Origin of the sequence: Rhodococcus tibetensis, assembly GCF_024438035.1 — a bacterium.
Classification (GTDB): Bacteria; Actinomycetota; Actinomycetes; order Mycobacteriales; family Mycobacteriaceae; genus Rhodococcus_F; species Rhodococcus_F tibetensis.
Genome location: NZ_JANFQF010000002.1, coordinates 146,256 through 170,774 on the forward strand (window position 1 = coordinate 146,256; position 24,519 = coordinate 170,774).

Annotated in this window: 26 protein-coding genes and 1 tRNA gene; 15 read left to right on the forward strand and 12 right to left on the reverse strand. The window is 65.2% G+C overall.

Annotated elements, in window-relative coordinates; all coding sequences use genetic code 11:
• Window positions 1-240 precede the first annotated feature (240 nt).
• The 4 genes from NOF53_RS03375 to NOF53_RS03390 all read left to right on the forward strand — a co-directional run bounded on the left by NOF53_RS03375 (window position 241) and on the right by NOF53_RS03390 (window position 3,269).
• On the forward strand, window positions 241-861 hold the full coding sequence (locus NOF53_RS03375) for an MspA family porin (RefSeq protein ID WP_255965557.1): 621 nt from the start codon (window positions 241-243) through the stop codon (window positions 859-861).
• A 66-nt stretch (window positions 862-927) separates the two neighbouring features.
• Entirely contained in the window at window positions 928-1,629 is a 702-nt protein-coding gene (locus tag NOF53_RS03380; RefSeq protein ID WP_255965558.1) for an MspA family porin, read from the forward strand.
• A 251-nt stretch (window positions 1,630-1,880) separates the two neighbouring features.
• Complete coding sequence (locus NOF53_RS03385; RefSeq protein ID WP_255965557.1) at window positions 1,881-2,501, forward strand: MspA family porin; 621 nt, start codon at window positions 1,881-1,883, stop codon at window positions 2,499-2,501.
• 66 nt (window positions 2,502-2,567) lie between these two features.
• The gene (locus tag NOF53_RS03390; protein ID WP_255965558.1) at window positions 2,568-3,269 is read left to right on the forward strand and encodes an MspA family porin; all 702 of its coding nucleotides are present in this window, start codon (window positions 2,568-2,570) and stop codon (window positions 3,267-3,269) included.
• A gap of 75 nt (window positions 3,270-3,344) precedes the next feature.
• Here the strand turns inward: NOF53_RS03390 and mscL are convergent, their stop codons facing one another.
• From mscL to NOF53_RS03410, 4 genes are all read right to left on the reverse strand, one after another.
• Entirely contained in the window at window positions 3,345-3,812 is a 468-nt protein-coding gene (gene mscL / locus NOF53_RS03395) for a large conductance mechanosensitive channel protein MscL (RefSeq protein WP_255965559.1), read from the reverse strand.
• Between the two features lie 83 nt (window positions 3,813-3,895).
• Window positions 3,896-4,600: an SAF domain-containing protein gene (locus NOF53_RS03400; RefSeq protein ID WP_255965560.1), complete on the reverse strand. Its 705-nt coding sequence runs from the start codon at window positions 4,598-4,600 to the stop codon at window positions 3,896-3,898.
• A gap of 97 nt (window positions 4,601-4,697) precedes the next feature.
• Window positions 4,698-5,006, reverse strand: a complete 309-nt coding sequence (locus NOF53_RS03405; RefSeq protein ID WP_255965562.1) for an FmdB family zinc ribbon protein — start codon at window positions 5,004-5,006, stop codon at window positions 4,698-4,700.
• An 81-nt stretch (window positions 5,007-5,087) separates the two neighbouring features.
• The gene (locus NOF53_RS03410; RefSeq protein WP_255965563.1) at window positions 5,088-5,699 is read right to left on the reverse strand and encodes a 5-formyltetrahydrofolate cyclo-ligase; all 612 of its coding nucleotides are present in this window, start codon (window positions 5,697-5,699) and stop codon (window positions 5,088-5,090) included.
• Window positions 5,700-5,806: 107 nt separating this feature from the next.
• Here NOF53_RS03410 and NOF53_RS03415 point away from each other — a divergent pair, with 107 nt between their 5' ends.
• The 9 genes from NOF53_RS03415 (at window position 5,807) to NOF53_RS03455 (ending at window position 12,852) form a co-directional block, all read left to right on the forward strand.
• A complete protein-coding gene (locus NOF53_RS03415) occupies window positions 5,807-6,727 on the forward strand; it encodes a UTP--glucose-1-phosphate uridylyltransferase (protein WP_255965565.1) in 921 nt (306 codons plus the stop codon).
• 22 nt (window positions 6,728-6,749) lie between these two features.
• The gene (glp, locus tag NOF53_RS03420; protein WP_109332586.1) at window positions 6,750-8,009 is read left to right on the forward strand and encodes a molybdotransferase-like divisome protein Glp; all 1,260 of its coding nucleotides are present in this window, start codon (window positions 6,750-6,752) and stop codon (window positions 8,007-8,009) included.
• Window positions 8,006-8,641 (forward strand): GNAT family N-acetyltransferase, encoded by a 636-nt coding sequence (locus NOF53_RS03425; RefSeq protein WP_255965568.1) that lies wholly within the window; start codon window positions 8,006-8,008, stop codon window positions 8,639-8,641. Before glp ends, NOF53_RS03425 begins: the two co-directional genes overlap by 4 nt.
• Window positions 8,642-8,917: 276 nt before the next feature.
• A complete protein-coding gene (gene sepX, locus NOF53_RS03430; protein WP_255965570.1) occupies window positions 8,918-9,658 on the forward strand; it encodes a divisome protein SepX/GlpR in 741 nt (246 codons plus the stop codon).
• 99 nt (window positions 9,659-9,757) lie between these two features.
• Window positions 9,758-9,833 (forward strand) — tRNA-Ala (locus NOF53_RS03435).
• A 259-nt stretch (window positions 9,834-10,092) separates the two neighbouring features.
• Window positions 10,093-10,266: a hypothetical protein gene (locus tag NOF53_RS03440; RefSeq protein WP_255965571.1), complete on the forward strand. Its 174-nt coding sequence runs from the start codon at window positions 10,093-10,095 to the stop codon at window positions 10,264-10,266.
• A gap of 233 nt (window positions 10,267-10,499) precedes the next feature.
• A complete protein-coding gene (locus NOF53_RS03445; protein WP_255965573.1) occupies window positions 10,500-11,336 on the forward strand; it encodes a cell surface protein in 837 nt (278 codons plus the stop codon).
• A gap of 2 nt (window positions 11,337-11,338) precedes the next feature.
• Window positions 11,339-11,839, forward strand: a complete 501-nt coding sequence (locus NOF53_RS03450; protein ID WP_255965575.1) for an ImmA/IrrE family metallo-endopeptidase — start codon at window positions 11,339-11,341, stop codon at window positions 11,837-11,839.
• Window positions 11,839-12,852 carry a hypothetical protein gene (locus NOF53_RS03455; protein ID WP_255965576.1) on the forward strand — a complete coding sequence of 338 codons (1,014 nt, stop codon included), beginning with the start codon at window positions 11,839-11,841 and terminating at the stop codon, window positions 12,850-12,852. Before NOF53_RS03450 ends, NOF53_RS03455 begins: the two co-directional genes overlap by 1 nt.
• An 18-nt stretch (window positions 12,853-12,870) precedes the next feature.
• Here NOF53_RS03455 and NOF53_RS03460 read toward each other — a convergent pair whose 3' ends face one another.
• The 3 genes from NOF53_RS03460 to NOF53_RS03470 form a co-directional block, all read right to left on the reverse strand.
• A complete protein-coding gene (locus NOF53_RS03460; RefSeq protein WP_255965578.1) occupies window positions 12,871-13,116 on the reverse strand; it encodes a DUF2630 family protein in 246 nt (81 codons plus the stop codon).
• 40 nt (window positions 13,117-13,156) lie between these two features.
• Window positions 13,157-14,575, reverse strand: a complete 1,419-nt coding sequence (locus NOF53_RS03465; protein ID WP_255965580.1) for a glucose-6-phosphate dehydrogenase — start codon at window positions 14,573-14,575, stop codon at window positions 13,157-13,159.
• Window positions 14,576-14,753: 178 nt separating this feature from the next.
• Window positions 14,754-15,170 carry a helix-turn-helix domain-containing protein gene (locus tag NOF53_RS03470; RefSeq protein ID WP_109332570.1) on the reverse strand — a complete coding sequence of 139 codons (417 nt, stop codon included), beginning with the start codon at window positions 15,168-15,170 and terminating at the stop codon, window positions 14,754-14,756.
• A 654-nt stretch (window positions 15,171-15,824) separates the two neighbouring features.
• On the opposite strand from NOF53_RS03470, the gene NOF53_RS03475 reads away from it, so the two are divergent.
• Entirely contained in the window at window positions 15,825-15,968 is a 144-nt protein-coding gene (locus NOF53_RS03475) for a hypothetical protein (protein WP_201453670.1), read from the forward strand.
• Between the two features lie 149 nt (window positions 15,969-16,117).
• On the forward strand, window positions 16,118-16,957 hold the full coding sequence (locus NOF53_RS03480; RefSeq protein WP_255965583.1) for an SDR family oxidoreductase: 840 nt from the start codon (window positions 16,118-16,120) through the stop codon (window positions 16,955-16,957).
• A gap of 3 nt (window positions 16,958-16,960) precedes the next feature.
• Here the strand turns inward: NOF53_RS03480 and NOF53_RS03485 are convergent, their stop codons facing one another.
• From NOF53_RS03485 to NOF53_RS03505, 5 genes are all read right to left on the reverse strand, one after another.
• A complete protein-coding gene (locus tag NOF53_RS03485) occupies window positions 16,961-18,991 on the reverse strand; it encodes an ABC transporter ATP-binding protein (protein ID WP_255965585.1) in 2,031 nt (676 codons plus the stop codon).
• Between the two features lie 89 nt (window positions 18,992-19,080).
• The gene (locus tag NOF53_RS03490; protein ID WP_255965587.1) at window positions 19,081-20,298 is read right to left on the reverse strand and encodes an RNA polymerase sigma factor; all 1,218 of its coding nucleotides are present in this window, start codon (window positions 20,296-20,298) and stop codon (window positions 19,081-19,083) included.
• Between the two features lie 12 nt (window positions 20,299-20,310).
• On the reverse strand, window positions 20,311-20,715 hold the full coding sequence (locus NOF53_RS03495) for a YciI family protein (RefSeq protein ID WP_255965589.1): 405 nt from the start codon (window positions 20,713-20,715) through the stop codon (window positions 20,311-20,313).
• Window positions 20,716-20,823: 108 nt separating this feature from the next.
• Complete coding sequence (locus NOF53_RS03500; protein ID WP_255965590.1) at window positions 20,824-22,257, reverse strand: HAD-IB family hydrolase; 1,434 nt, start codon at window positions 22,255-22,257, stop codon at window positions 20,824-20,826.
• Window positions 22,258-24,513, reverse strand: a complete 2,256-nt coding sequence (locus tag NOF53_RS03505; RefSeq protein WP_255965592.1) for a glycerol-3-phosphate 1-O-acyltransferase — start codon at window positions 24,511-24,513, stop codon at window positions 22,258-22,260. It abuts the gene before it with no gap.
• Window positions 24,514-24,519: the final 6 nt, after the last annotated feature.

A 24,519-nucleotide genomic window follows, 5' to 3' on the forward strand; every position in this document is an offset into this window, starting at 1 on the left:
TTACTGTCCTCGGCGAGTCAGTACTGGAGATGGAGGGCAGGGTCGATGTGCCGTTGCCCAGTCGAAACTCTGATGCTCGGTCAGTGATTTCGACTTCAGTGCGGTAATCAGGTTGTGATAACCCGGAATTCACTCCGTGGTCATGACGGCTCTGAATACTGCCCTGGGCCCGACATGGACCACTCCTCAGTCTCGAAGGTCGTGACTGGGAACCAGCAAGAATCCTGATGAGGGGAACGAATGAGCGAGAACCGAAAGACCGGTCTGCGCCGTGGAGCCCGCGTTGCCGGCCTGGGTGCCGCTGCGGCTGTTGTGCTCGGCCTGATGTCGACGGGTGCTGCGAATGCGGACACCTTTGTGCCGCTGCCGGGTGGTGAGAAGGTCGTGAACGCCGGTGGTGTGAGCGCGAAGGTCGCCCGTAATGCGGAGAGTGCTTTGGTTTCTCCGTCGCTGGCCGCTAATGGTGCGGGCCGTGTCGCGTGGGTGTCGGGTGATGTGTTCGCCGAGCTCGGTGGGGAGATTCCCGAGGAGGGTGCGACGCTGACCACGGGTTACATCGTGGGTTGCCAGCTCGACATCACCGGTCTCGAGGCTGGAATCAGTGGCAGCATGTCGCTGTCCGGGCCGAGCGCGAGTGGCGCGCTGAGTCTGCCTGTCGCTCCGGGCGAGGTGAAGTTCGCGAAGATCAGGACGAAGGAAGACCTGAAGCCGGGTGTGTCGGCGATTCAGTACCGCGATCAGCAGATCGAGGTTCAGGGTTGCGGTGGATACGCACAGGCTCGGGCGTACACCGTGGTGGAGGTTCCGGGTAACCACTACGTCAAGACGACCCTCTACGGGCAGCCGTTCAGCATCGGCTGATTGCCGCTCCCGATCGATTCCATTCACGACTCTCGCGTAAGCGATCAGTAACCCTAGAGGGGAACCATGAACAGCAAGACCCTGCGCTCCGGCGCCAAGGCTGCCGGCGTGGTCGCCGCGGCCACCGTCGCGATCGGCCTCCTTTCCACCGGTGCGGCCAATGCCGATACCTTCGTTCCGTTGCAGGACGGCGAGATCACGCAGACGCTGCTCGACGGCACTGTGGTGACCGTGCGTCAGACCGGTAACAGCGCGAACATCAGCCCGTCGATGGGTTCGACTCCGTTGCACCGCAACGTGTGGGCTTCGGGCACGATCGATGTGTCGATCAACGGTGGCACCGCCAAGGGTGGCACCATCGATGCCGGTTACATCGTGGCGTGCCAACTCGACTTCGGCGGCGAGGCCGGCGGCGAGGTGGCGAGTGATGACGACGTCAACACGTGGGATCACTTGGGTAACGGTGGGACCCCGGCAGTTGATCAGGGTGGAACGAATGTCGGTGGCGGTCTCTCCATCGCTCCCGGTGAGGCGAAGAACGTGCCGATCCTCGACATCGAGTACACCGATGACTATGGCGCCGAGGCGCACAAGAGCAGCTTCAAGTTCAAGGGCAACAGCGGTGGGTTCACCTACGCGGACGAGACGTTCGGTGTGTCCGGTTGCGCCGGTTATGCGCAGGCTCGTTCCTACGCGAAGGTTTCCGTCTCGACCGACTCGGTCGACGGCACTGTCACCCTGTGGGGACAGCCCTTCAGCCTCGGCTGACCACTGAAGTCCAAAAAACTTCAGATGGTGTAATACCTCGTGGTTGGGGGCGTGCGGTGACTTCCGCACGCCCCCAACCACGCTCTATGCGTTCTTTCGCATGTCACAGTTCAGACACGGCGAGCGGTCTTGGCCCAGAACAGGACACGTAGACATCACATTTTGATGTTGTTTCCGCTAACTTTATTCCGTCACGAGGTAATTACTGCCTAACCGAAAGACGGTTGGGCGGTACCTGATGAGGGGAACGAATGAGCGAGAACCGAAAGACCGGTCTGCGCCGTGGAGCCCGCGTTGCCGGCCTGGGTGCCGCTGCGGCTGTTGTGCTCGGCCTGATGTCGACGGGTGCTGCGAATGCGGACACCTTTGTGCCGCTGCCGGGTGGTGAGAAGGTCGTGAACGCCGGTGGTGTGAGCGCGAAGGTCGCCCGTAATGCGGAGAGTGCTTTGGTTTCTCCGTCGCTGGCCGCTAATGGTGCGGGCCGTGTCGCGTGGGTGTCGGGTGATGTGTTCGCCGAGCTCGGTGGGGAGATTCCCGAGGAGGGTGCGACGCTGACCACGGGTTACATCGTGGGTTGCCAGCTCGACATCACCGGTCTCGAGGCTGGAATCAGTGGCAGCATGTCGCTGTCCGGGCCGAGCGCGAGTGGCGCGCTGAGTCTGCCTGTCGCTCCGGGCGAGGTGAAGTTCGCGAAGATCAGGACGAAGGAAGACCTGAAGCCGGGTGTGTCGGCGATTCAGTACCGCGATCAGCAGATCGAGGTTCAGGGTTGCGGTGGATACGCACAGGCTCGGGCGTACACCGTGGTGGAGGTTCCGGGTAACCACTACGTCAAGACGACCCTCTACGGGCAGCCGTTCAGCATCGGCTGATTGCCGCTCCCGATCGATTCCATTCACGACTCTCGCGTAAGCGATCAGTAACCCTAGAGGGGAACCATGAACAGCAAGACCCTGCGCTCCGGCGCCAAGGCTGCCGGCGTGGTCGCCGCGGCCACCGTCGCGATCGGCCTCCTTTCCACCGGTGCGGCCAATGCCGATACCTTCGTTCCGTTGCAGGACGGCGAGATCACGCAGACGCTGCTCGACGGCACTGTGGTGACCGTGCGTCAGACCGGTAACAGCGCGAACATCAGCCCGTCGATGGGTTCGACTCCGTTGCACCGCAACGTGTGGGCTTCGGGCACGATCGATGTGTCGATCAACGGTGGCACCGCCAAGGGTGGCACCATCGATGCCGGTTACATCGTGGCGTGCCAACTCGACTTCGGCGGCGAGGCCGGCGGCGAGGTGGCGAGTGATGACGACGTCAACACGTGGGATCACTTGGGTAACGGTGGGACCCCGGCAGTTGATCAGGGTGGAACGAATGTCGGTGGCGGTCTCTCCATCGCTCCCGGTGAGGCGAAGAACGTGCCGATCCTCGACATCGAGTACACCGATGACTATGGCGCCGAGGCGCACAAGAGCAGCTTCAAGTTCAAGGGCAACAGCGGTGGGTTCACCTACGCGGACGAGACGTTCGGTGTGTCCGGTTGCGCCGGTTACGCGCAGGCTCGTTCCTACGCGAAGGTTTCCGTCTCGACCGACTCTGTCGACGGCACTGTCACCCTGTGGGGACAGCCCTTCAGCCTCGGCTGATCTGTTCTGACGCGCAAAACCTCGGGCCCGTGCACTGGACTGTGCGCGGGCCCGAGGTCGTGTGATATCCGGAACCTATTGGCGCGTCTGCTCCAGGTTGGCAGCCTTGTCAGCAGGCATGGAATGCGCGCCGCCTGCAGTGGTTCCCGAGGATTCGGTTTCGAGACTCGCCTCGAGGATGTCGCGAATCTGGATCAGCAGGTCGGCCTCGCTCGCCTTCTTGTCGGCCGGTTCGGTGATGAACCGCTTCTTCGCAGCGTTGGCGGGAACGATGAGGATGAAATAGACCACCGCCGCGATGATGACGAAGTTGATGACGGCTGTGATCACCGCCCCGACATTGATGAAGGTCGCCGGGTTGTTCGAAAGAACCTGGTAGCCCCACCCCAGATCGTTGGCACCGCCGGCGACCGCGATGAGTGGGTTGATCACGTTGTTGGTGAACGAGGTCACAATGGCGGTGAACGCGGCTCCGACTACTACTGCGACGGCGAGGTCGAGGACGTTCCCCCGAAGCAGGAAGTCCTTGAATCCTTTGAGCATGTCGATGTCTCCTCCGGTGGGTGGCACGTCATCCAGCACTATCTCGCGCAAAAGCCTAGATCAGAGGCGGCAATGGGGACAGGTCACTGGAATGTCACGGTGATCGCACTGGTGAGCGACGCGGCGGCCACGGTGGTGGCCTCCGTTGCCGGCAGGGCCAGCATCACCACCCGATCGCGCTGGTCACGGCCGTTCGCCGAGGGAGTCACCAGTACGACGACGGCATCGGAGGCCAACACGGTTGCGCCCTGCTGCCGCCCGGAGTGTGGTGGCGCGTCGGCGTCGACAGTGAGGACGTCGACGCGATCACCCTCTCGCAGCAGTTCCGCCACCACGGGATCGGCCAGGCGAACGGGGACGATGCGGGCGTCCTCGATGCCAGCTGCCGTCGCTGCCAGGCGTGGTCCCGGCACGCGCACGTCCGTCAGGGTCTCGCCGGCGCGTGTGGGGCCGGCGAGGGTGCGCCCGCTGATGTCCGAAACTGCTGTGACTGCTCCGTCGGGAAGGCTTCCTGCCTCGAACTCCCGTACTTCTAGATCTGTGTCGGCGAGAATTCGTCCCGGTTGTAGATCACGTGCAGCGACCACGACGGGGGAGCGAGCGGAGTCGGGGTCGCCGCGGACGAAGAGCGCCACGGCAAGGCACGTCAGGGCGGCTGCGGCTACGCGTCGTGCGACGAGGGTGCGGGCCCAATTCGGGTGGGTGAGCTCGGACAGGCGGTCGACCCAGGAAGGACCGAGACTTCGGTGTGCCCGGGTGGCTCGGTTCCGGGCGGGGGTGCGTGACATGGTTCGACGCTAGGACCCCACCCGGCCTGATCCGGGCATCGAGCGGCCCACCTGTGGATGGGCGAGAGGTTGTGGATAACGAGGCGCTGCGGTGAAACTAGCTGGCTGCAGCCTTGGCCGGTGCGGCAGTGGTGGAGCTCGTCGAGCTCGAGGAAGCCTTGGACGAACTTTCCGCCTTCGCGGCGGGCGCGGACTCGGTCTTGGCGGGCTCGCTGGCAGCCCCCGAGGAACCGCGGCTGTCGGTGCGGTAGAAACCGCTGCCCTTGAAGACGATCCCGACGGAGTTGAACAGCTTGCGAAGCTTGCCCGAGCATGCGGGGCAGACGGTCAGCGAATTGTCACTGAACGACTGAACGATGTCGAAGCGGTTATCGCATTCCGTGCACGCGTATGAATAAGTGGGCACTGGGGCTCCTCCGCACTGTGTAGTCAAACCGCAGGTGTTAGCACTCTACAGTCGACAGTGCCAACAACGCTAATCAGCCCCTTATTCCGCGGCATTCTCGCCGGGGCTGGAGCAGGCCTGGTCGCCGAGGCGGACGAGTCCGGACCCGGGTGTCAGGGCCCAGCCCATCCGCACGTCATGGGCATCTTCAGGTAGTTCGGCCACCAGTTCTTCGTCGCGGACCACGGTGACCAGGCGAGCATCCTGCGCCGCAAGCCCGAGCGTCCGGTCGTAGAAACCGGCTCCGCGCCCGAGACGCACGCCCCGCCGGTCGACTGCAAGAGCGGGAACGAACACGATCCCGGCCGACCGGATCTCTTCGGGACCGAAGACGGTTCCCGTCGGCTCACGCAGGCCGTACGGCGCATCGGCCAGCTGTCCGGCACCGGTGTATTCGGACCAGAACAGTGGGCCGGGACCGCGGGTGACGGGGACGAGTACGCGTCGAACGATGCCTGCGAGGGCGTCGAGTAGATCCACCGACCCCGGCTCGAGCGCAGTGGGGACATATGCGCAGGCCACCGAGCCGGTCACCACACCGGCTGTGACCAGTTCGGCGAGTGCACGATCCTCGGCCGCACGCACGCCCGCGTCCAGTGCGCGCCGGCGGGAAAGTACCTGTTGCCGCCACTCGGTCTTGCTTCGCGCCTGCATGAGACCACCCTAGGACCACCCGAACAGGCATTCTCGACGGGTTCTCCGAGGCGATTGTCAGCCGCTTGGTGACTGACGAGTAGCTCCACACAGTTATGGTGTGGGGCATGACAGATGCCGTTCCGCACACCAACAGCGCCTTTCGCACGGCGGTCGTGCCCGCAGCAGGAATGGGTACGCGATTCCTGCCCGCGACCAAGACCGTGCCGAAAGAGCTGCTCCCGGTGGTCGACACCCCGGGTATCGAGCTCGTAGCCGGTGAAGCCGCTGATTCCGGGGCCGGACGCCTCGTCATTGTGACTTCGCCGGGCAAGGACGGTGTGGTTGCCCACTTCGTCGAGGATCTCGTCCTCGAGAGCAAGCTGAAGGAGAGCGGCAAGTATCACCTGCTCGAGAAGGTCCGGAAGGCTCCCGGCCTCCTCGAAGTGGAGTCGGTCGTCCAGGATCAGCCGCTTGGGCTCGGTCACGCCGTCAGCTGTGCAGAGTCGGTTCTCGACGACGACGAAGACGCCATCGCGGTGCTCCTGCCCGACGATCTGGTGATGCCCCGGGGCGTACTGGAAACGATGGCCCGGGTGCGTCAGAAGCGCGGCGGCACCGTCCTCTGTGCGATCGATGTGCCCAAGGACCAGGTGAGCTCCTACGGCGTCTTCGAGGTCGAAACGGTGCCCGACGCCGTCAACCCGGACGTCCTGAAGGTCACCGGCATGGTGGAGAAGCCAGCCATCGAGGACGCACCCTCGACCTTCGCCGCTGCCGGTCGCTACATCCTCGACCGGTCGATCTTCGAAGCCCTGCGCCGGATCGAGCCGGGAGCGGGCGGCGAGCTGCAGCTCACCGACGCCATCGCCCTCCTCATCAAGGACGGCCATCCCGTTCACGTGGTCGTGCACCGCGGAACGAGACACGACCTCGGAAATCCCGGCGGGTACATCCGCGCTGCTGTTGACTTTGCGTTGAACAGTGACGAGTACGGCCCGTCGCTGCGTGAATGGCTGACCGACCGATTGAAGCGGGCGGATTCCTAGAGGCTCGGGAGGCACGAAGTACATGCGGTCGGTCGAGGAGCAACAGACCATCGTGACCGCGGCTGCGGTGGCGCCGCGGCCGGTCCGGGTAGCGATCTCCGAAGCGCAGGGACTGCTGTGTGCCGAGGAAGTGGTCACCGAACGTCCGCTCCCGGGTTTCGACCAGGCCGCTATCGACGGGTACGCCGTTCGTAGCGTCGATGTTCAGGCTGCCGGCACCGACCTCCGTGATGACGACGGTGCCCCCGTCGAGCTGACGCTTCCCGTCGTGGGGGAAGTGTCGGCCGGCTCCCGGCAGCCCATCCGTCTCCAGCCCCGGCAGGCGGTCAAGGTGGACACGGGGGCCCCGCTCCCGACCCTCGCCGATGCAGTGCTGCCTCTCGACCGTACGGACAGCGGCCGCGCGCGCGTCAAAATCTACAAACCGGTGCGCTCCGGCGACTATGTGCGTCGTGCGGGCGACGACGTCCAGCCGGGAGACGTCGCCGTCCGGGCGGGCACGATTATCGGAGCGGCCCAGGTGGGACTGCTCGCGGCTGTGGGCCGAGACAAGGTGCTGGTGCACCCACGGCCCCGGTTGTCCGTGATTTCCGTGGGCGGCGAACTCGTCGACGTCGACCGCACGCCCGGACCCGGTCAGGTGTACGACGTGAACTCTTATGCGCTCGCCGCCGCCGCCCGTGATGCCGGTGCCGACGTCAATCGAGTCGGGATCGCCAGCGCCGACGCACGGCGCCTGCGCGAGGTGGTCGAGGGGCAGTTGATTCGCTCCGAGATCGTGGTGATTGCGGGTGCGGTCGGGGGAGGGGCTTCCGAGGATGTCCGCGACGCGCTCGCCGACCTCGGAAATCTCGAAGTCGACCGGGTCGCGATGCATCCCGGGTCGGTGCAGGGATTCGGCCAGCTCGGCCGCGACGAGGTCCCGACGTTCCTTCTTCCGTCGAACCCGGTGAGTGCGCTGGTGGTCTTCGAGGTGATGGTCCGTCCCCTGATCCGGATCGCGCTGGGGCGTCGGCAGCCGATGCGCCGTGTCGTCACCGCCCGCACCGTTGCACCCATCACGTCGATCGAAGACCGCAAGGGATTTCTGCGGGGCCAGCTCATGCGCGACGAAGCCACCGGTGAATACCTCGTTCAAGCGCTCGGCGGCGCGCCCGGTGCGTCCTCGCATCTTCTCGCCACGCTCGCCGAAGCCAACTGCCTCGTGCTGATCGATCCGGAGGTCACCGAGGTGCGTACCGGTGACCAGGTGGACGTGGCGTTCCTGGCGCAACGGGGATGACACAGCATCCGGGCTGGCCTCCGCACCTCGGCCCTCTCCGCGTCCACGGCGGAGTGGTGACCGTGCGCGCCATCAGACTGCGCGACGCCGCCGCGTGGAGCCGACTGCGCATTCGTGACCGGGAGCATCTCGAGCCGTGGGAACCGACGGGGGAGGCGCCCTGGGATGCGCGTCACCACATTTCGGGGTGGCCGGGACTGTGCAGCAGCCTGCGCTCCGAAGCGCGGAAGGGTCGCATGTTGCCGATGGCGATCGAACTCGACGGAAACTTCTGCGGGCAGATCACGATCGGCAATATAGTTCGGGGCGCGTTGCGTTCGGCGTGGATCGGATACTGGGTGGCCAGCGATGTCAACGGACTCGGAGTCGCCACGGGTGCCCTTGCCCTGGGGCTCGATCACGCGTTCGGTCCGGTCGGTCTGCACCGCGTCGAGGCCACCGTGCGCCCGGAAAACCTGGCGAGCCAGGCTGTGCTCCGCAATGTCGGTTTCCGTGAAGAGGGTCTGCTCGAGAGGTACCTCGACGTCGACGGCCAGTGGCGCGACCACATCCTCGTAGGGATGACGGTCGAGGACGTACTGGGAACTGTCGCCGATTCTCTGGTCCGCAGCGGCAAAGCGACCTGGGCGTGAGAGCCACAACGGCGTCTGGACGATCGTCCAGCTACACAGCAGTTATCTGACGGTATCAAACGTTGCCGGACGAGGTAGCCGTTTCGGGCACTCACGGCGGAGCGCGGGGAGCGCCTCTCTTTCGAGCATGTCGAGCGCCACATTTCCGCGTTACGCGTGTGACACCTGAGTATGGTGAGATCGGCGCGTCTGCGAAGATGTGTGAGTCCATGCGGTTAGCCTGGGTGTGTCAACAGCGGTATCCGTGCTGGTAGACGATTGGGAGGAGGCTGCCGTATGCCGAACTCGTTTCTCTGGATCGGGCTCGTCGTCGTATGGCTCTTCGTCCTGGTTCCGATGCTGGTCAACAACCGCCCCCGGATCCGGCAAACCAGTGACGCCGCCCTCGCCACGCGCGTGCTGCACCGCGGTGACGAGCGCCCCGTGCAGCGCGGTCCCGCGGCAGGGCACCGTAGTGACCCGTACTGGCAACCGGAGCCGGACCACTACGGCTACGACGCGGAGGACCTTGTGGATACTCACGCAGACGAAGACGATTTCGACACCGGCCGGGCACCGGTCGGTGAGTATGTGCCGGTGCGACGTGGACGTGGCGGCTTCGATCCCGAGGCCGATGCGATCGCGCGGGAGGCGCGGTACGCGTTCCGCCAACGCTCGGTGCTCGGACTCGTGTTCGGGACCATCATGTCTGCGGCGCTCGCGCTGATCATCGCCCCGGTGATGTGGTGGATCTTCGCGGCCGGCCTCGTCGGGTTCGTCGGTTATCTCGCGTATCTCCGCCGTCAGGTGCAGATCGAACAGGAGATCCGTCGGCGTAGGACCGCGCGCCTCAATCGTTCTCGGCTGGGTGTCGAGTCCCGTAGTGACGAGGAACTGCGCCTCATTCCGGCCCGTCTGCGGCGTCCCGGCGCAGTCGTGCTCGAGGTGGATGACGAGGACCCCGAGTTCGATCATCTCGAGCACTTCGACGACGAGCCCATGCAGCACGCAACGATGCGTCGTGCTGCCGGTGAGTAGTTCGCTACTGGGAGCCGAAAGCCGCATTCGGATAGGCGATTCGCCCCCTGTGTGGGTGGCCTGCTAGAGTTTGCCGAGCAGATCGCAGGGTTTGGATCAGGGGCTGTGGCGCAGTTGGTAGCGCGCTTCGTTCGCATCGAAGAGGTCAGGGGTTCGATTCCCCTCAGCTCCACCATCGCAAAGGCACTCTCTCCAGTCGGGGGGAGTGCCTTTTCGCGTCGGGAGCGCCTGTGTGAGGTGGGTCGCGTCACGTTCCGGCCAAAAAAGTTGCCAAAAGATAACTGTGCACGTTCTACTGTTCGCAGGTCATCGAGGGGTCAACTGGGCGGGGTGCAGAAGATGCAAGCACGGCAGAGAATTACGGATATGTTCGCCTCGGCAACCGTGGTGGCAACCATTGCCGCGACGATGTTGCTGGTGAATGCACTGTGAACGTGGGACGTCCGTCCGGTGCTGCCCGTGCTGCGCTGGTCGGAGCGGCGGCAGCCCTCGCCGTGAGCGCAGGGGCGGCGGTCATGGGCAACGGCACCTCGTCCGCCACCGATGTCCAGCCGGCCCCGAACGCTGCTGTGCAGCCCCGTGAGGCGTCGGTCGCCGGGGCGCTCTGACGCGTTTCCCGGGAACCCGTCCAGCCCGTCGCCGCAACGACCTCCGACGCTCGACCGCGCGCTCTGCGTGCTTCGGTCTCGGCGAAAAGCCGCCCGAGTCCCACCTGGCTCGGGCACCGCTGGTGGTGCCGGTCCCCGACACCGGCACCACCAGCACCTCGAGGCGGCCCGCTCGATACCATGGCAGCTTCGACGCCGCCAGAGGTGTTGTTTCGATACCGAGGGGGTGCGCAGTGGCAGTACGTCGTGTGATCCGGAAGCTCATCATGGTAGGGATGGCGCTGGCTGTTCTTGCCGTTCTCGGATGGGGCACTTTCTCCGTGTTCCCGTCGCAGGCATCGGCAGACCCGGACCTCGGTGGCGGGTCGACGCACCCAGGTGTGGGAGCACATCCGTGCGAGGGATACCACGACTGCGGCCATCACTCCGAGGAAGAGGAACCGTCGGAGACCACGGAACCGTCGGAGACCACGGAGCCGTCGGTGACCACGGAGCCGTCGGTGACCACGGAGCCGTCGGTGACCACGGAGCCGTCGGTGACCACGGAGCCGTCGACTCCATCCGTGCCGCAGGTGGTCTTTCCCCCTTTCGTTACCCTGCCGTCCGGTCCGGTAACCGACAACACTCGCCCCGATACGTCGAGCGATCCCGAATACGGTGACGACGGTGCCGGCGCGGACACACCCCCGGCCAGCGGACCGGCAGGTCCCGGACCTGGTGCCCCGCCGGGAGGCCCCGAGTCCGCTCCGGCGCCCGACGCGCCGCGGGAATCCGGCGGAACGAGCCTGCCCGACGAGGCGACTGCGGTGGACGTGCGACCGCAGGAGCACGTACCACGCGATATTCGCCCCGCGCCCGCACCGGTTCCAGAAGCCGCACTGCCGGAAGTCGCGTCGGTTGTCCACAGTGAGCCACTACCCGCGATCGCCGTCCTCGGTGGTATCGGAGTTCTTCTGTGCGGGGCGGCTGGGGCCGGTGCACTGACCTTCAAGGGCGCACGCGCACAGCAGGCGCGCATCGCGGCCGCACGGGCGGAGTTCTTTCCGCCCGCAACCACGGGAGGGATGTAGTCGTGGCAGGAAGCAGATCTCATCGACGAGTGGCAGCAGCCGTGGATGCTGTATGTGACGCCGCTGCCCGGGCCGAAGCCGTCTCACTCGAGGATGTCGTCGACGCGGTCGCCCGCGAACGGCAGCGTCCCATCGAACTCGACTACACCACGCCGATGGCGCCGGGCGTGTGTGGTCAGCGGCGTGCCTACCCGGATCGGGACGTCATCGTGCTCGCCCCGGGACTTCCCGACGTCGACCGCACTCTTGCACATGAACTGGGGCACATCGTGTTTCGTCATGAGGGTGCTGAGGTCGTCGCGGCAACGCTCGAGGTCGGCGACGACTTGATCGCCTACATGCTCAGCCAGCGGTCGCGAATGCGTGGGGGCGATCAGGCTTCCGAGGACGTGGCCGAGTGGGAGGCGGAGACGTTCGCGTCCATGTTGCTTTTGCAGCTCAGGACGATGAAGGGCCGGGGAACCCCGGTGTCGGTGCTTCGCTACGACGAGGCGATCGGCTGATGGGCTGGGTGATAGCGCTCGTCGTCTGGATCGCGGCGGGTGCGCGCACCGGCCGGGTCGCCGCACGTCAGCCGACGCCACTTCGGATCGCGATGGTGATCGCGGTGTCCAGCGCCGCGTGCGCGTCTACGTTTGCCGTCCCGGATGTTGCCGAGCGTCTCGACGCGTTGGCATCGACCGCTGGATTGTCGGAGACCCTGCTCGAATTGGCGTGGACCCTCTTCGCTGCAGCGAGTGCCGTAGGTGCGGTGTCGGTCTGGCCGATTTTGCCGCGCCGGGCCCTGCGCGCCGTCGCTACTGTGATCTACACCGTCGCGGTCCTGATCGGAATTGCCCTCACCAGTGGTCACCCCGTCCCAGCTTTGGTGTTCATCGTGCTCGCGCTGGCGTCGGTGGTGGTCACCGGTATCTGGCACGTCGCGTGGACCCCGCTCGGACGTGGCATCGCGCTCGTCGTCGTGGGATCGGCGATAGTTCTCGTCGCCGCGGTCGCGGGACTCGTCCGGGAGGCTGCGGGGCAGACGTGGATCGTCGGATCCTCGGCCGCCTACACGAGCGCCGCTGTGGTGGTCTCGGCCGGCACGGTGTGGGTGCTGGTGGAGACCTGGCTGCGTGCACGCCGGGATCTCCGCCGGATGAGCGACTTGCATGCCGTGCTCGTCACCCGCTTCCCCGAAGTCGTGGAGGGCGACGGCACGGGCAGCACCACCGTCCTGCGCGCCTCTGATTCGATCGCTCACGTCATGGACGCGCTCTATCTGCAGTCGGGGGCAGGCATGCTCGAGACGCGACAGAATCTTCCTGCGTCCACGAGCGAGCACACCAGGATTGTGGCCCGCTGGATCGACGACCCAGCCAATTCCGAGGTGCTCGACACCGAGTGGATTGCTCCGCCGCAAGGGATGTCGCCGCGCCGGTGGGTTCTGCAACTCGCAGATGCACACGCAGAACTCCGTAAGACGGCCCGGCCCGCCTCGGTTACCGAGCCGGCGTCGAAGGAGTCGGTGCCCTGACTCGCTGCGGGCCGCCGTTTACTGCTGGTAGCCCTCGACCTCGGACGCCGGCCGCGCCGAGGCGTCGTCCGGGTTCTGTCCGGCGTCGAGGCGGGCACGTCGCCGGCGCAGGAGATCCCAGCACTGATCGAGAGAGGTCTCCAACGCGGCCAGTCGCGCTCGTTCCTCTTCGGGCCCCAACTCGCTGGCCTGCAGTTGTGCCCGCAGTTCGTGCTCCTGCTCGACGAGGGCCTGAATACGCTGTGCGATCTCTTCGTTGTCCATGGCGTTTCCTCGTCAGTTTCGGAGGGCTTGCCTTGGCGATTCAATCGGTCGACCGGGTGACCAGCCATCCACACGGCGACGCGAGCTTATCGGCCTCCGGCGGTCCCATGGATCCCCCGGGATACAACGTGACCTTCGGCGGTTTGTTCAGCAAGGGGTCAGCGACATCCCAGACGTGGGCAAGTCCGTCCGGGCGGGTGAACAGCGACCTGTCGCCGTGCAGTACATCGAGTATGAGACGCGAATACGGTGCCAAAGCATGGCCGAGCGGAACCGTGTCGAGAGGCAGGCTCATGTGGCCCACCGAGAGTTCGTCGTCGGGGCCGGGCTCCTTCACCACCATCGACATGTCGATCTCGCCGTCCCCCGACAAATCGAACGTCAGGACTGCGCCGTCGGGTGGGATGTCGGTGAGCGGACCGTCCGGGCTCCGGAACACCAGGCTCACACGTTGCTTCGCGACGCCCATCATCTTGCCCGTCCGGAGGAGGAACGGCACACCCCGCCAGCGGTCGGTGTCTACCCACAACCGTGCAGCGACGAAAGTTTCTGTCTCCGAATCGTCTGCGACACCCTCGACGTCGCGGTATCCCTCATACTGGCCGAGGACCACTTCGGCCGGGTCGAGCGGGCGGAACGCGCCGATCACCGTTTCGCGCGCGGACTGAAGGTCGTCGGCACCCAGGCTGTGTGGCGGTTCCATCGCGATTTCGGCGGCAACCTGGAACAGGTGGGTGACCAGCATGTCGAGCACCGCACCGGTGGCATCGTAGAAGCGCGCACGGTCATCGATATCGAGGGTTTCGGGCACGTCGATCTGGACCTGCTCGACGTGTTCGCGGTTCCAGACTCCCTCGATCAGCCCGTTCGCGAATCGCAGAATGTGCAGGTTCTGTGTGCTCTCCTTGCCGAGGAAATGATCGATGCGATAGATCTGCTTCTCGTCGAGCACGTCGTGCACTGCGGCGTCGAGTTCACGGAAGGCGGATTGCGAGGTACCGAACGGCTTTTCGTAGACCACCCGGGAACCACGCGCCAGCTCGTGCGCGCCGAGCGCGCGCGTGGTGTCGGCGAACGCGCTCGGGGGAAGAGCCAGATAATGTACGAGTTGGGCGTTCTGGACGCCGAGTGATTCGCGCGCGTCCTGCACCGTGCTCGGCAGCGTCCCCGGATCGTCGGGGGTGAAACCGCCGCCGGCGAATCGCAGTCGCTGCGCGAACTCGTCCCAGCCTTCGTCGGTGTGCTCGCCGCCGAATTGGGTGAGGGACTCCCGCACATGGGCCCGGAAGCTGTCGTCCGAGACTGTGCCCCGCCCGGTTCCGATCAGCGTCCACTGCGAACCGAGAAGGCCTGATCGGGCGAGCTGGAAGAAGGCAGGGAGCACCATCCGTTTGGACAGGTCTCCGGTGGCGCCGAAGAGTACGAAGATCGTGGGACCGAGCTGCGGTCTGTCAGACATTGCTCCATCATGCGCCAACGGGGGCTGGCATGCGTGGGATTCCCCGGGCGGCTCAGGGCCCGACCAAGACGTTCGGCACCCCGGCTCGGCATTTCCCGGTGCAGGCCGGCCAGACGGGTGCTGGTTGCGAATCGGTCAGTGCCCGAATATGTTCCGCAACCGAAGCAACGAGTCGGTGCTAGCGGGACGCGTCCGGGGGTACTTCCGGCAGGCCTTCGCTGGCCCGGAGTTTTTCGGCCATCGTGGTAAGGAGATTCTGCGATTCCTCGGACAAGTCGAATGCGCGGCTCGACAGCTTGCGTAGTCCGTAGCCCTGGAGTTGGGACAGAAGTTCGAGGTCGTGATCGATCTTGGCCGCGTAGATGTCGTTGAAGAAATACTCGGGCTTGACTTTGAAGAAGCGTGCGAATGCTGCGACGGTCTCGTCCGACGGATTGGTGCGTTGCCCGGAGCGAAGCTGCGAAATGTAGGGCTTCGAGATTTGGTGCCCGTCCGCAATGAGCGCCGAAGCCACCTCTGCATTGGTGTGCGGTTTACGTCCTGGAGGGTGGACCGTGTCGAAGAGTTTGTTCAACCGCGCAGCAAAATCTGCCATTGTGAGCCGCCGGGTCCTCTCTCGTGCGCGCGTCAGTCGTGTGAACGACACAGTACCATGATGATAACCGATCGATAACTCGCAGACAGTGAGCTGAAACGTGGCGGCGGTGCTCATTCGTGAGCTCCATGCAGGTCTCGATGACTGCCTGCTGTTCGGTCACTTGCGGCTACTCAGCCGGGTGCTCTCTGTGCAAGTCATAGCAGCGTGCATGTTGAAACGTCAATTGCGAAACGTGCACTCGATCGCCACGGGGCCTGTTCTTCGAATGCCGCAATCTGGCCGACCGCGTGGTGATTCGTTCCATCGCTGGGAGTTTGCTGGCAGCGTTCTGCTTCCTTCCGAGGGTCGATTGACCGACCTGTATCCGCAGTTCAGGGCCATTGTGTTGCGTTGCGCATCGCAACTCCGACGAGTCGCTCGGCCTCCGCGGCGCCGTGAACACTACTGCGAAGGACGCGGATCCGCACCGCCCGCCACACCACGGCTCAGCGATCGGGACGTCCCCGGTGTGGTCGCTGGAAGGTCCGCCGGTCGCTGGATGAAACCCGCGCGACCGGCTGTACCGGCCCTACCTCGGGGTCTTGCGGCGAACGTCCCCGATGCCTGGCTAAACCGGGAGTCGTCGGGAATGATTGTGATATGGAACACAGGATGAGTGACGCCGAGCTGCGGAAGGCGATTCGAGTTCTGCGCGAGCGCGCCGACGACGCCCGGCATCGAGGACGCGAAGAAGACGCCAACGGAATCGAGCGGACGATCCGGACCTATCAGGAAGAAATGGCGCAGCGGTTGTAGCGAGCGCCTGCTCGGGAATGGAGCCGGCTCACCCCTGTCGACACCGTGGTGCAGACCCGATGCCCCCTTACGGAGGCGTGCGCGCAATCGTCGTGCGTGCGTAGACTTCCAGCCGACACGCATCGGTGAGGACGGGGGCTCGCACGGCAATGGCGATCACGACGCTGGACGGCAGAAAGTGCCTGATCACAGGTGCAGGTAGTGGTATCGGGCACGCTACGGCGTTGGCGGCCGCTGCGGAAGGCGCCGAACTCTTCCTCACCGACATCAATGAGGTCGGCTTGGCACAGACGGTGGAGCAGGTCGGCAATCAGGGCGGAACGGTCAGCTTCTCGCGAGCACTCGACGTGTCCGACTACGACGCGGTGACGGCATTCGCCGCAGACATTCACGATCAGTTCGGCAGCCTCGACGTCGTGATGAATGTCGCCGGAATCTCCGCGTGGGGCACGGTAGAAAACCTCGAGCACCGTCACTGGAAGTCGATGATCGACGTCAACCTGATGGGGCCGATCCACATCATCGAAAATTTCGTCCCTCCGATGGTGCGGGCAGGACGCGGAGGTCACCTGGTCAACGTGTCATCTGCCGCAGGACTGCTGGCTCTGCCGTGGCACGCGGCCTACAGCGCAAGCAAATTCGGGCTCCGCGGGGTATCCGAGGTTCTGCGTTTCGACCTGAAACGGCACGGGATCGGGGTGAGCCTCGTGGTTCCGGGTGCTGTGAAAACCCCGTTGGTGGGGACAGTCGAGATCGCCGGTGTGGATCGGAACGACCCGCGTATCGAGAAAGCGATCCACCGTTTCGAGAAACGAGCGGTGAGCCCGGAGAAGGTAGCTTCCTGCATCCTCACGGGTATCAGGAAGAACCGTTATCTCGTGTACACGTCGCCCGACATTCGGTTCGGGTACTGGTGGGCCCGCAAGTTTTCGCCGCCGTACGACTTCGTGATGCAGAAGGCCAACGACCAGTTCAGCAAGTTCTTGTAGCGACTAGTATTCGCGGCTACTGCTCGGCGCCAGCACCGTGCCGTCCGTGAACCGGACGCCGTCGGTGCAGCGGCATTCCACCTGGCCGCCACCGAACTGTTCGGCATGCAACTTCGCGTAAAGGCCTTGACGTGCAAGGAGTTCGGCGTGGGTACCGCGCTCGACCAATTCGCCCTCGTCGATCACGAAGATGACGTCTGCATGCGCAATTGTGGAGAGCCGGTGCGCGATCGCGAGTGTGGTCCGACCACGCATCACCTCGGCGAGCGCTCGCTGGACGAGTCGCTCGGATACGGTGTCGAGCGCCGATGTGGCTTCGTCGAGAATGAGAACGCGGGGGTTCTTCAGCAGCACCCGTGCGATGGCAAGACGCTGCTTCTCGCCGCCGGAGAGCCGGAAGCCACGTTCACCCACCAGCGTGTCGTAGCTGTCGTCGAAAGCGAGAATGCGGTCGTGGATGTTGGCTGCGGTGGCCGCGTCGTGCAGTTCGGCGTCTGTCGCGTCCGGCTTGGCGTACCGCAGGTTGTCGGCTATGGACGCGTGAAACAGGTACGGGTCCTGGGTCACCATCCCGACCGCGTCGGCAAGGGAACTCATCGTCAGGTCGCGTACGTCGAATCCGTCGATGCGGACCGCGCCGCGGTCGACTTCGTACAGCCGTGGCACCAGGTAGCAGAGGGTGGTCTTGCCCGCGCCGGACGGCCCGACGAAGGCCGCCAGCTGCCCCGGCTCGACCACGAGAGAGGTGCCGGCCACCGCCCAGCGCCGAGGGCGCGGCTCGGTCCGCCCCTCGTCCGCTGCTACGGGGGTGCGCGTCGGCGGTGCCGAGAAACCGCGCATCCCGCCACCACCTCCACCGCGTCCGAGGCTCCGCAGTGCCACCGGGTCCGGGTCGGCGGTGGACAGGCGCACGGGGGTGGGATAGGCGAAATGGACGTCGTCGAGTTCCACCTTGCCCGGGGAGTCTGCGGGAAGCTCGACGGCGGCGGGGCGATCGACGATCGCCGGTTGCAGGTCGAGGTACTCGAAGATGCGGCGGAACAACGCCATCGACGTCTGCACGTCGAGCGTGACCCGCATCAGTGACACCAGTGGCTGCAGCAGCCTGGCCTGCAGGGTCGAGAACGCGACAAGGGTCCCTGCGGAGATGGCCGGGCCGGACCCGTCGCTGATGAGGTAGCCGGCAAGCAGATACACCAGGGCAGGCGTGATGGCCATGAACGTGCCCACCACCGCGAAGAACCCCTGGCCGGCCATGGCCTGGCGCACCTGAAGCTCGGTCTGCCGGGCATTCTCCGAGCGATACCGCGCGAGTTCGGCTTCGGACTGATTGAACACCTTGGTCAGGAGAACACCGGAGACACTCAGTGCTTCCTCGGTGATAGCGGTCATGTCCGACAGCGACTCCTGCGTCTTTCGTGCGAGCACCCGCCGCCGGGCGCCCACTCGGCGCTGGAGGTAGACGAAGCCGGGCAGCAGTGCCACTGCGAGAAGAGTCAACTGCCAGGACAACAACACCATCGCGATGAGGGAGGCGGCGACCGTGACCGCGTTGGACAGGATGCTCGATGCCGTGGACGTGAGCACGGAGCGCACCCCACCGACGTCGTTGGCCAGTCGCGATTGGATCGATCCGGTCTTGGTGGAGGTGAAGAACGCCAGTTCCATCTTTTCGAGGTGCGCGAAGAGCCGTTCGCGCAGGTCTGCCATCGACAGGTTGCCGACCTTGGTGGTGAGGTAACTCTGCCCGACGCTGATGAGGGAACTCACCAATGTCACCGCGATCATCGCGAGGACCAGCCACAGCAGCAGCGTCAGATGGACGCCGCTGCCGTCGGTGGGGAACAACGCACGATCGAAGACTGCCCGGGTGAGGAACGGTGGGACGACACCGAGGAGGGCCGACACGACGATCGCCGCGCCGACCAGGGCGAGCCATCCCCGGTAGGGCCGCAGCAGCGCCCAGATCCGGGGCAGCAGCGAAGACTCGGAGTCGGAGACCTTCGAGGACGACAGGGGCTGGGCAGAGCGCATTCGTCCATCGTGCCCACGCGCCGTGATTCTGGCGAGCCGACTCGGGACGCAGTACCGGCATGCGGATACGAGGTATTTCCTGGCCCGGTTCAGTCCCCCGTACCGAGCCGGGCCACCTGTGCGGCGAGGTACTGCTGTTCGGGGACATTGGTGGTGCGGCGCGCCGCCGCGCGGTAGTGCGTGACCGCAGATTCGGTGTCCCCGGCCATGTCGAGGAGATGCGCACGGACGGCGTCGAGCCGGTAGTGCCCGCGGAGTGGGCCGTCGAGCTCTTCGAGCATCGTCAGGCCCGTGGCCGGACCGTGCACCATGGCCGCGGCGACGGCGCGGTTCAGTCGCACCATCGGATTGTCGGACATGCGCACGAGCAGTCCGTACAGCGCGAGGATCTGCGCCCAGTCAGTGTCCTCGACCCGTTTCGCGTCGTCGTGAACGGCCGCGATTCCCGCCTGAAGCTGGTACGGGCCCACCGCCCCGCCGGCCACGGCGTCCATCACCACCCGCTGGCCTTCGGCGATCAAGTCCGTCTGCCAGAGAGTCCGGTCCTGTTCGGCGAGCGGAATCAGTTCACCGCGTGGGCCGGTGCGCGCCGGGCGGCGGGCATCGGTCAGCAACATCAGTGCCAGCAGACCGCCCACCTCGCCGTCGTCGGGCAGCATCGCGTGGACGGCGCGGGTGAGGCGGATTGCCTCCGAAGATAGCTCGGTCCGGTGCAGGTCGTTCCCGACGCTGCTGGCATATCCCTCGTTGAAGACGAGGTAGAGCACGTGCAGGACCGAACGAAGCCGCTCCGTCCACTCTTTACCCGTCGGGCGCCGGAAGGGAATCCCCGACGTCGTGATCCGTTGTTTTCCGCGGCTGATGCGTTGTGCCATGGTCGATTCCGGGACCAAGAAAGCGTTGGCGATCTCGGCGGTGGTAAGACCCCCGACGGCACGCAGGGTCAACGCTATGGCCGACGCCGGCGTCAGAGCCGGGTGAGCGCACATGAAGAGCAGAATCAGCGTGTCGTCGGTGTCGACGGTCTCCACGTCGGGCCGTGCCTGCCGGGCGACCGCTTCCTCCCGTGCGCGGCGGGCGATATCGCTCCGGATGGAATCGGTCATCTTGCGGGTGGCGGTCTGGATCAGCCAACCGCGGGGATTATCAGGCACTCCGTCGAGCGGCCAATGCTGCGCAGCCGCGAGTAATGCCTCCTGTACGGCGTCTTCGGAGGCGTCGAAGTCGCCGGTACGCCGGACGAGCACACCGAGGACCTGCGGCGCCAGTTCGCGCAGCAGGTCCAGGGGTGCGGCTCCGATCTCCACGTGCAGGTGTTCTCAGAAGTCGGTGTCGGGGGCGCCCATCACCTGCCGAACCTCGATCGGCTGCGAAATGGGCACCCCGTTAGGTCCGGGTGAGGCAGAGGCCTTCGCGGCGATCTCGAGTGCACGGGCTTCGGACTCCACATCGATCATGCGATACCCCGCGAGCAGTTCCTTGGTTTCGGGGAACGGTCCGTCCGTCACCACGGGAACGCCCCTGCCGTCGAAGATGACGCGCTTGGCGACCTCGGGGCCGGCCAGCCCCTGTGCATCGACCAGTTCACCGTTGGCGGCGAGTTCGGCGTTGAGATCGTGCTGGAACTGGATGTGGGCTTTGATATCGGACGGATCCCAGTCGCTCATGGGTACCGTGCACCCGACCCCGCCCTCGTAGTTCTGGAGCAACATGAACTTCGGCATCGTCTTCTCCTCATCTTTCTGGCGCCCATTCTGGCGCCTTTCACGAAGAGGACGGAGCACATTCCGGTTTCTCTACATCGCGCCGGAAGATTCTCTGATTTTTATTTCTCAGCGGTGCCCGCCGTGCAGGCACTTCTCGAACAGCGTGCGGACTTCCTCGACGTGTTTGTCCAGATCGGAGGTATCCCACCCGTCTGTGGGGACGGGTTCGAGCACGTCGACGTAGACGGTCCCGGAGTGTGCGACCAGCGAGTTGCGCCACATCAGCTCTCCGGCGTTGTGGATGACGATCGGCACGATCGGCACCCCAGCCGAGATCGCGAGATGGAACCCACCCTTCTTGAACTTGCCGAGACGAGGAGTGGGGGTGCGCGTGCCTTCGGGGGCGATGGCGATGGAGATGCCCGAGTGCAGCTTCTCCACCGCCGGTTGCAGCGCGGCCCTGGCCTTGGCGCTGTCCGACCGATCGATGTACGCGACGTCGAGCAGTGCACCGACGGGAAGGAAACGGGGGTCGCGTGCGGCTTCCTTCTTGGCGACACCGGTCACGTCGTGACGGATGACGCTGCCGACCACCAGCATGTCGAGTGAACTCTGGTGATTGAACATGAATACCGCCGGTCGTGCGGCTTCGGCGTTCTCCTTGCCACTCACCCGCAGCCCGATGCCGCAGATCGCCAGGGCGATATCGGGGCCGAAGCTACCGACCAGGTTGGCGGCGGTCTGGCGGTTCCTCGTGACCAGACCGGCCGAGACTCCGAACGCGGCGGCGCCCATCAACGCGCCGATTGCGGTGGTGGTGCGCGCAATCGACACCGGGTCGTTGCCGCTCTGCGGTGGCCGCAGATTCACCGAAGGCCACCCGTTCCGCCGGGCGGTCGCCGCCAGCTTCCGATCCGGATTCAAGGCGACCGGATTGCCCACCGACGCCAGCATCGGAATATCCTCCGCGCCATTGGAATATGCGAAACTATTGCCCAGGTCTGCGCCGTGTTGTTCCGCGTACGTCCGCACCGCCTCCGCCTTGGCCGGACCCCATAGCGGAGCGGATGCGAGTTGACCGGTGAGCATGCCGTCCAAGATCTCGGGGCGAGTGCAGAGGACGTCCTCGATGGCGAGGTCATCGGCCACCGACTGCGCCTGATACGGAGTAGCGGACGTGGCCATCACCACCCTGTGTCCCGCGTGCCAATGCGCGGCGAGTAGCCCACGGACCTCCGAGTAGATCATCCGGGCAATCTCCTGCCGGAAGAGGCGCTGCCCCCACTCCTGCATTTCGTCCTCCATGCGACCGGCCAGACTCTGTACGCCGATACGCATCAGGCCGCTCACATCGGCGCCCCGAAATCGGGTCTCCATGGCGGCCCCGGTAGTGCGTAACAGTTCGGCGACGCTGATGTCGAACCGCCGCAGCCGATCCCGGTAGACCACACTGGCCGAATACCCACTGATGAGTGTCCCGTCCAGGTCGAAGGCGGCAAGCGTTCCGGGACCGGGCGGGGCGGCGGCGATGGCATCGTGGAGGCTCCGCAGATCACTCATCTACTCACCCACCACCTGATCGAGGGTGTCGTGAGCAAGAGTCCGGATTCGCAGGACCCGGTCGACCTGGGTGCGGATCTCGGCATCGAACTCGATACGCCGGCCCTCGAGATTCTGCGCGTTCGGTTCGACAACTCCCCGGTTGCGTGCCAATTTCAGTGCAGTCGTAAAGAGCTCGGCAGAGATCGATTCCCTGCTCCCGATCTGCTGGCGTAACCGGCGCTGCTCGGCCAGCGAAAGGCACTCGGTGAGAAACGCTTTCTCGTCGAACTTCTCGTCGGTCGGCGTGCGCAACAGCTGATCGGATACCACCGCGTAGGCCTCGAGGAACGGTTGCAGAACCCGGTGTGCCAGGTGGATCGGTGCCGTCGACAGCAACTTCTCGGCATGTGCGGGGTCGCGCATGTTCTCCCGCCACAAGGGATCGATGATCTCGAGTTCGGTCCGGAGCTGGTCACGGAAGGCGTCCTTGTCGCTGAAGAAGAATTCGAACTTCAGCAAGTCCCGGATGCGGAGCGCCTCGTCCCACCCGTCCTCGAGGGGATTGCCGAACGGCTGATCGGCCGCGGCGCGGAGAACCATTTCCGCGATGGCGCGCATCACGAGGAAGTGGATGGTGTTGTTGCGGTAGAACGCTGCGACGAGGTGCTGGTCCCGCCCGAGATAGAACACACGCTCACTGCCCCGGTCGAAACAGCGCAGCACACCGGAGTCGAGATGGGTCCGCAGCGCCGTGCGAATGACCTCGGGATTGGTGAGGTCGACATCACCCGCAGTCGGTAGCCGCCGGACAGTGATGTAGTCGACGAGAGGTCCGAGGATGGCGCGTAGCTCGGACACGGTGAGCGCACGGTCCTCGATGCCCAGAAATGCGAGCATCACGAGCGACGTGGCCGTCACCGGGGTCACCTCGTTGATGCGGTGCGACACCTCGAACGCCGTTTTCTGCACGGCCAGCCGTAGGTCGTCTCCCTGGCCGAGGTACTCCGCGAGCGACATCGGTCTGCCGAAATTGACATGGGCCACCCCATGGCGCTGTCCCTGGGCACGCACGTATCCGACGAGCCAGCGAAGTCCTTCCTTCGTCTTCGCCTCGCCGTGTGCCTCGGCCGCCATCGCACCAACCTCGTACAGCTGGTCATAAGTGAGCGAGACAGGAATGAGGTAGACGTCGGACATGCTACTGGACTGGAATGCTTTGGCCAGGTACGTGAGGAGCCCGAAACGGGGCGGCCGCAGCTTCCCGGTCCGGCTGCGTCCACCCTCGATGTACCACTCGAGGTTGAACCGTTTGGTCAGCAGGTAACGCATGTATTCGCGGAGAGACCACTTGTAAATCTCGTCGTCGTCGAACTTGCGGCGAATGAAGACGGTGCCACTGCGCTTGCTGATCGGCCCGATCGGCCAGAAACTCACGTTCAATCCGCCCATCACGTGATTGAGGGGCAGGTCGTTCGCGAGGAGGGCGGGCCGCAGCACCAGTGGATCGAGGTATGAGCGGTGGCTGGGCAGGAACACGAGAGAGTGTTCCTTGTTCAGCTCACGGAGCTCGTCGAGGCGCGAGGTGTCGACGTCGAGTCGGTACGCCCGCGAAAAGTAGCGGCCCAGTTGGTCCCACACCGCGATCGCACGTCGGCTCTGCGCCGCCACCATCTCGTCCAGGGCACCCCGAGCGCGACGTTCGACCAACGCGGCCGGCAGATCCAGGCGCGCAGCCAACTCGTGGATGCCGGTGTGGAACCGGCTGGTGTCGGTCATCTCGTCGACCACGAACCGCGACACCTTGTATTGGGTTCCCAGTAGCGACCGCTCGGCGCGCTCGAGGGTCAGCGCGGCCTGGCGGCGTACGAAATCGGGCAGCGAACCGCCACCCTTCTCGGCGAGCCGGCGGCGGAGGTCGCTCAACGGCGCCGGGTCACCTTCGATCACCTCGCAGCGCGCGGGTTCTCGGCGAAGGATCCGGCGCTGCATGCCCGGGCCGGGATGCAGGGGATCACGCAGAAGCGACTCCCGCACCCGCTGCATGCCGTCGGGCTGGTCCGTCCTCGGCCGCCATACCACCCGGAGGGGGACGAGAAGTGGATCGTCCTCGCGCCGGCACACGTCCGCAAACTCATCGGCCGAGACGCGGACGGCTTGCGGCTCGTGGCCGTCGCTCCCGCTCTGTCGTTCCAGCCACGCGCGCAGGGTGGTTTCCTCGATGTCGCTCATCGACTCGATGAGGTAGACGCGTGGCCGTGTCGTCTGCTCGTCCATTTGCGT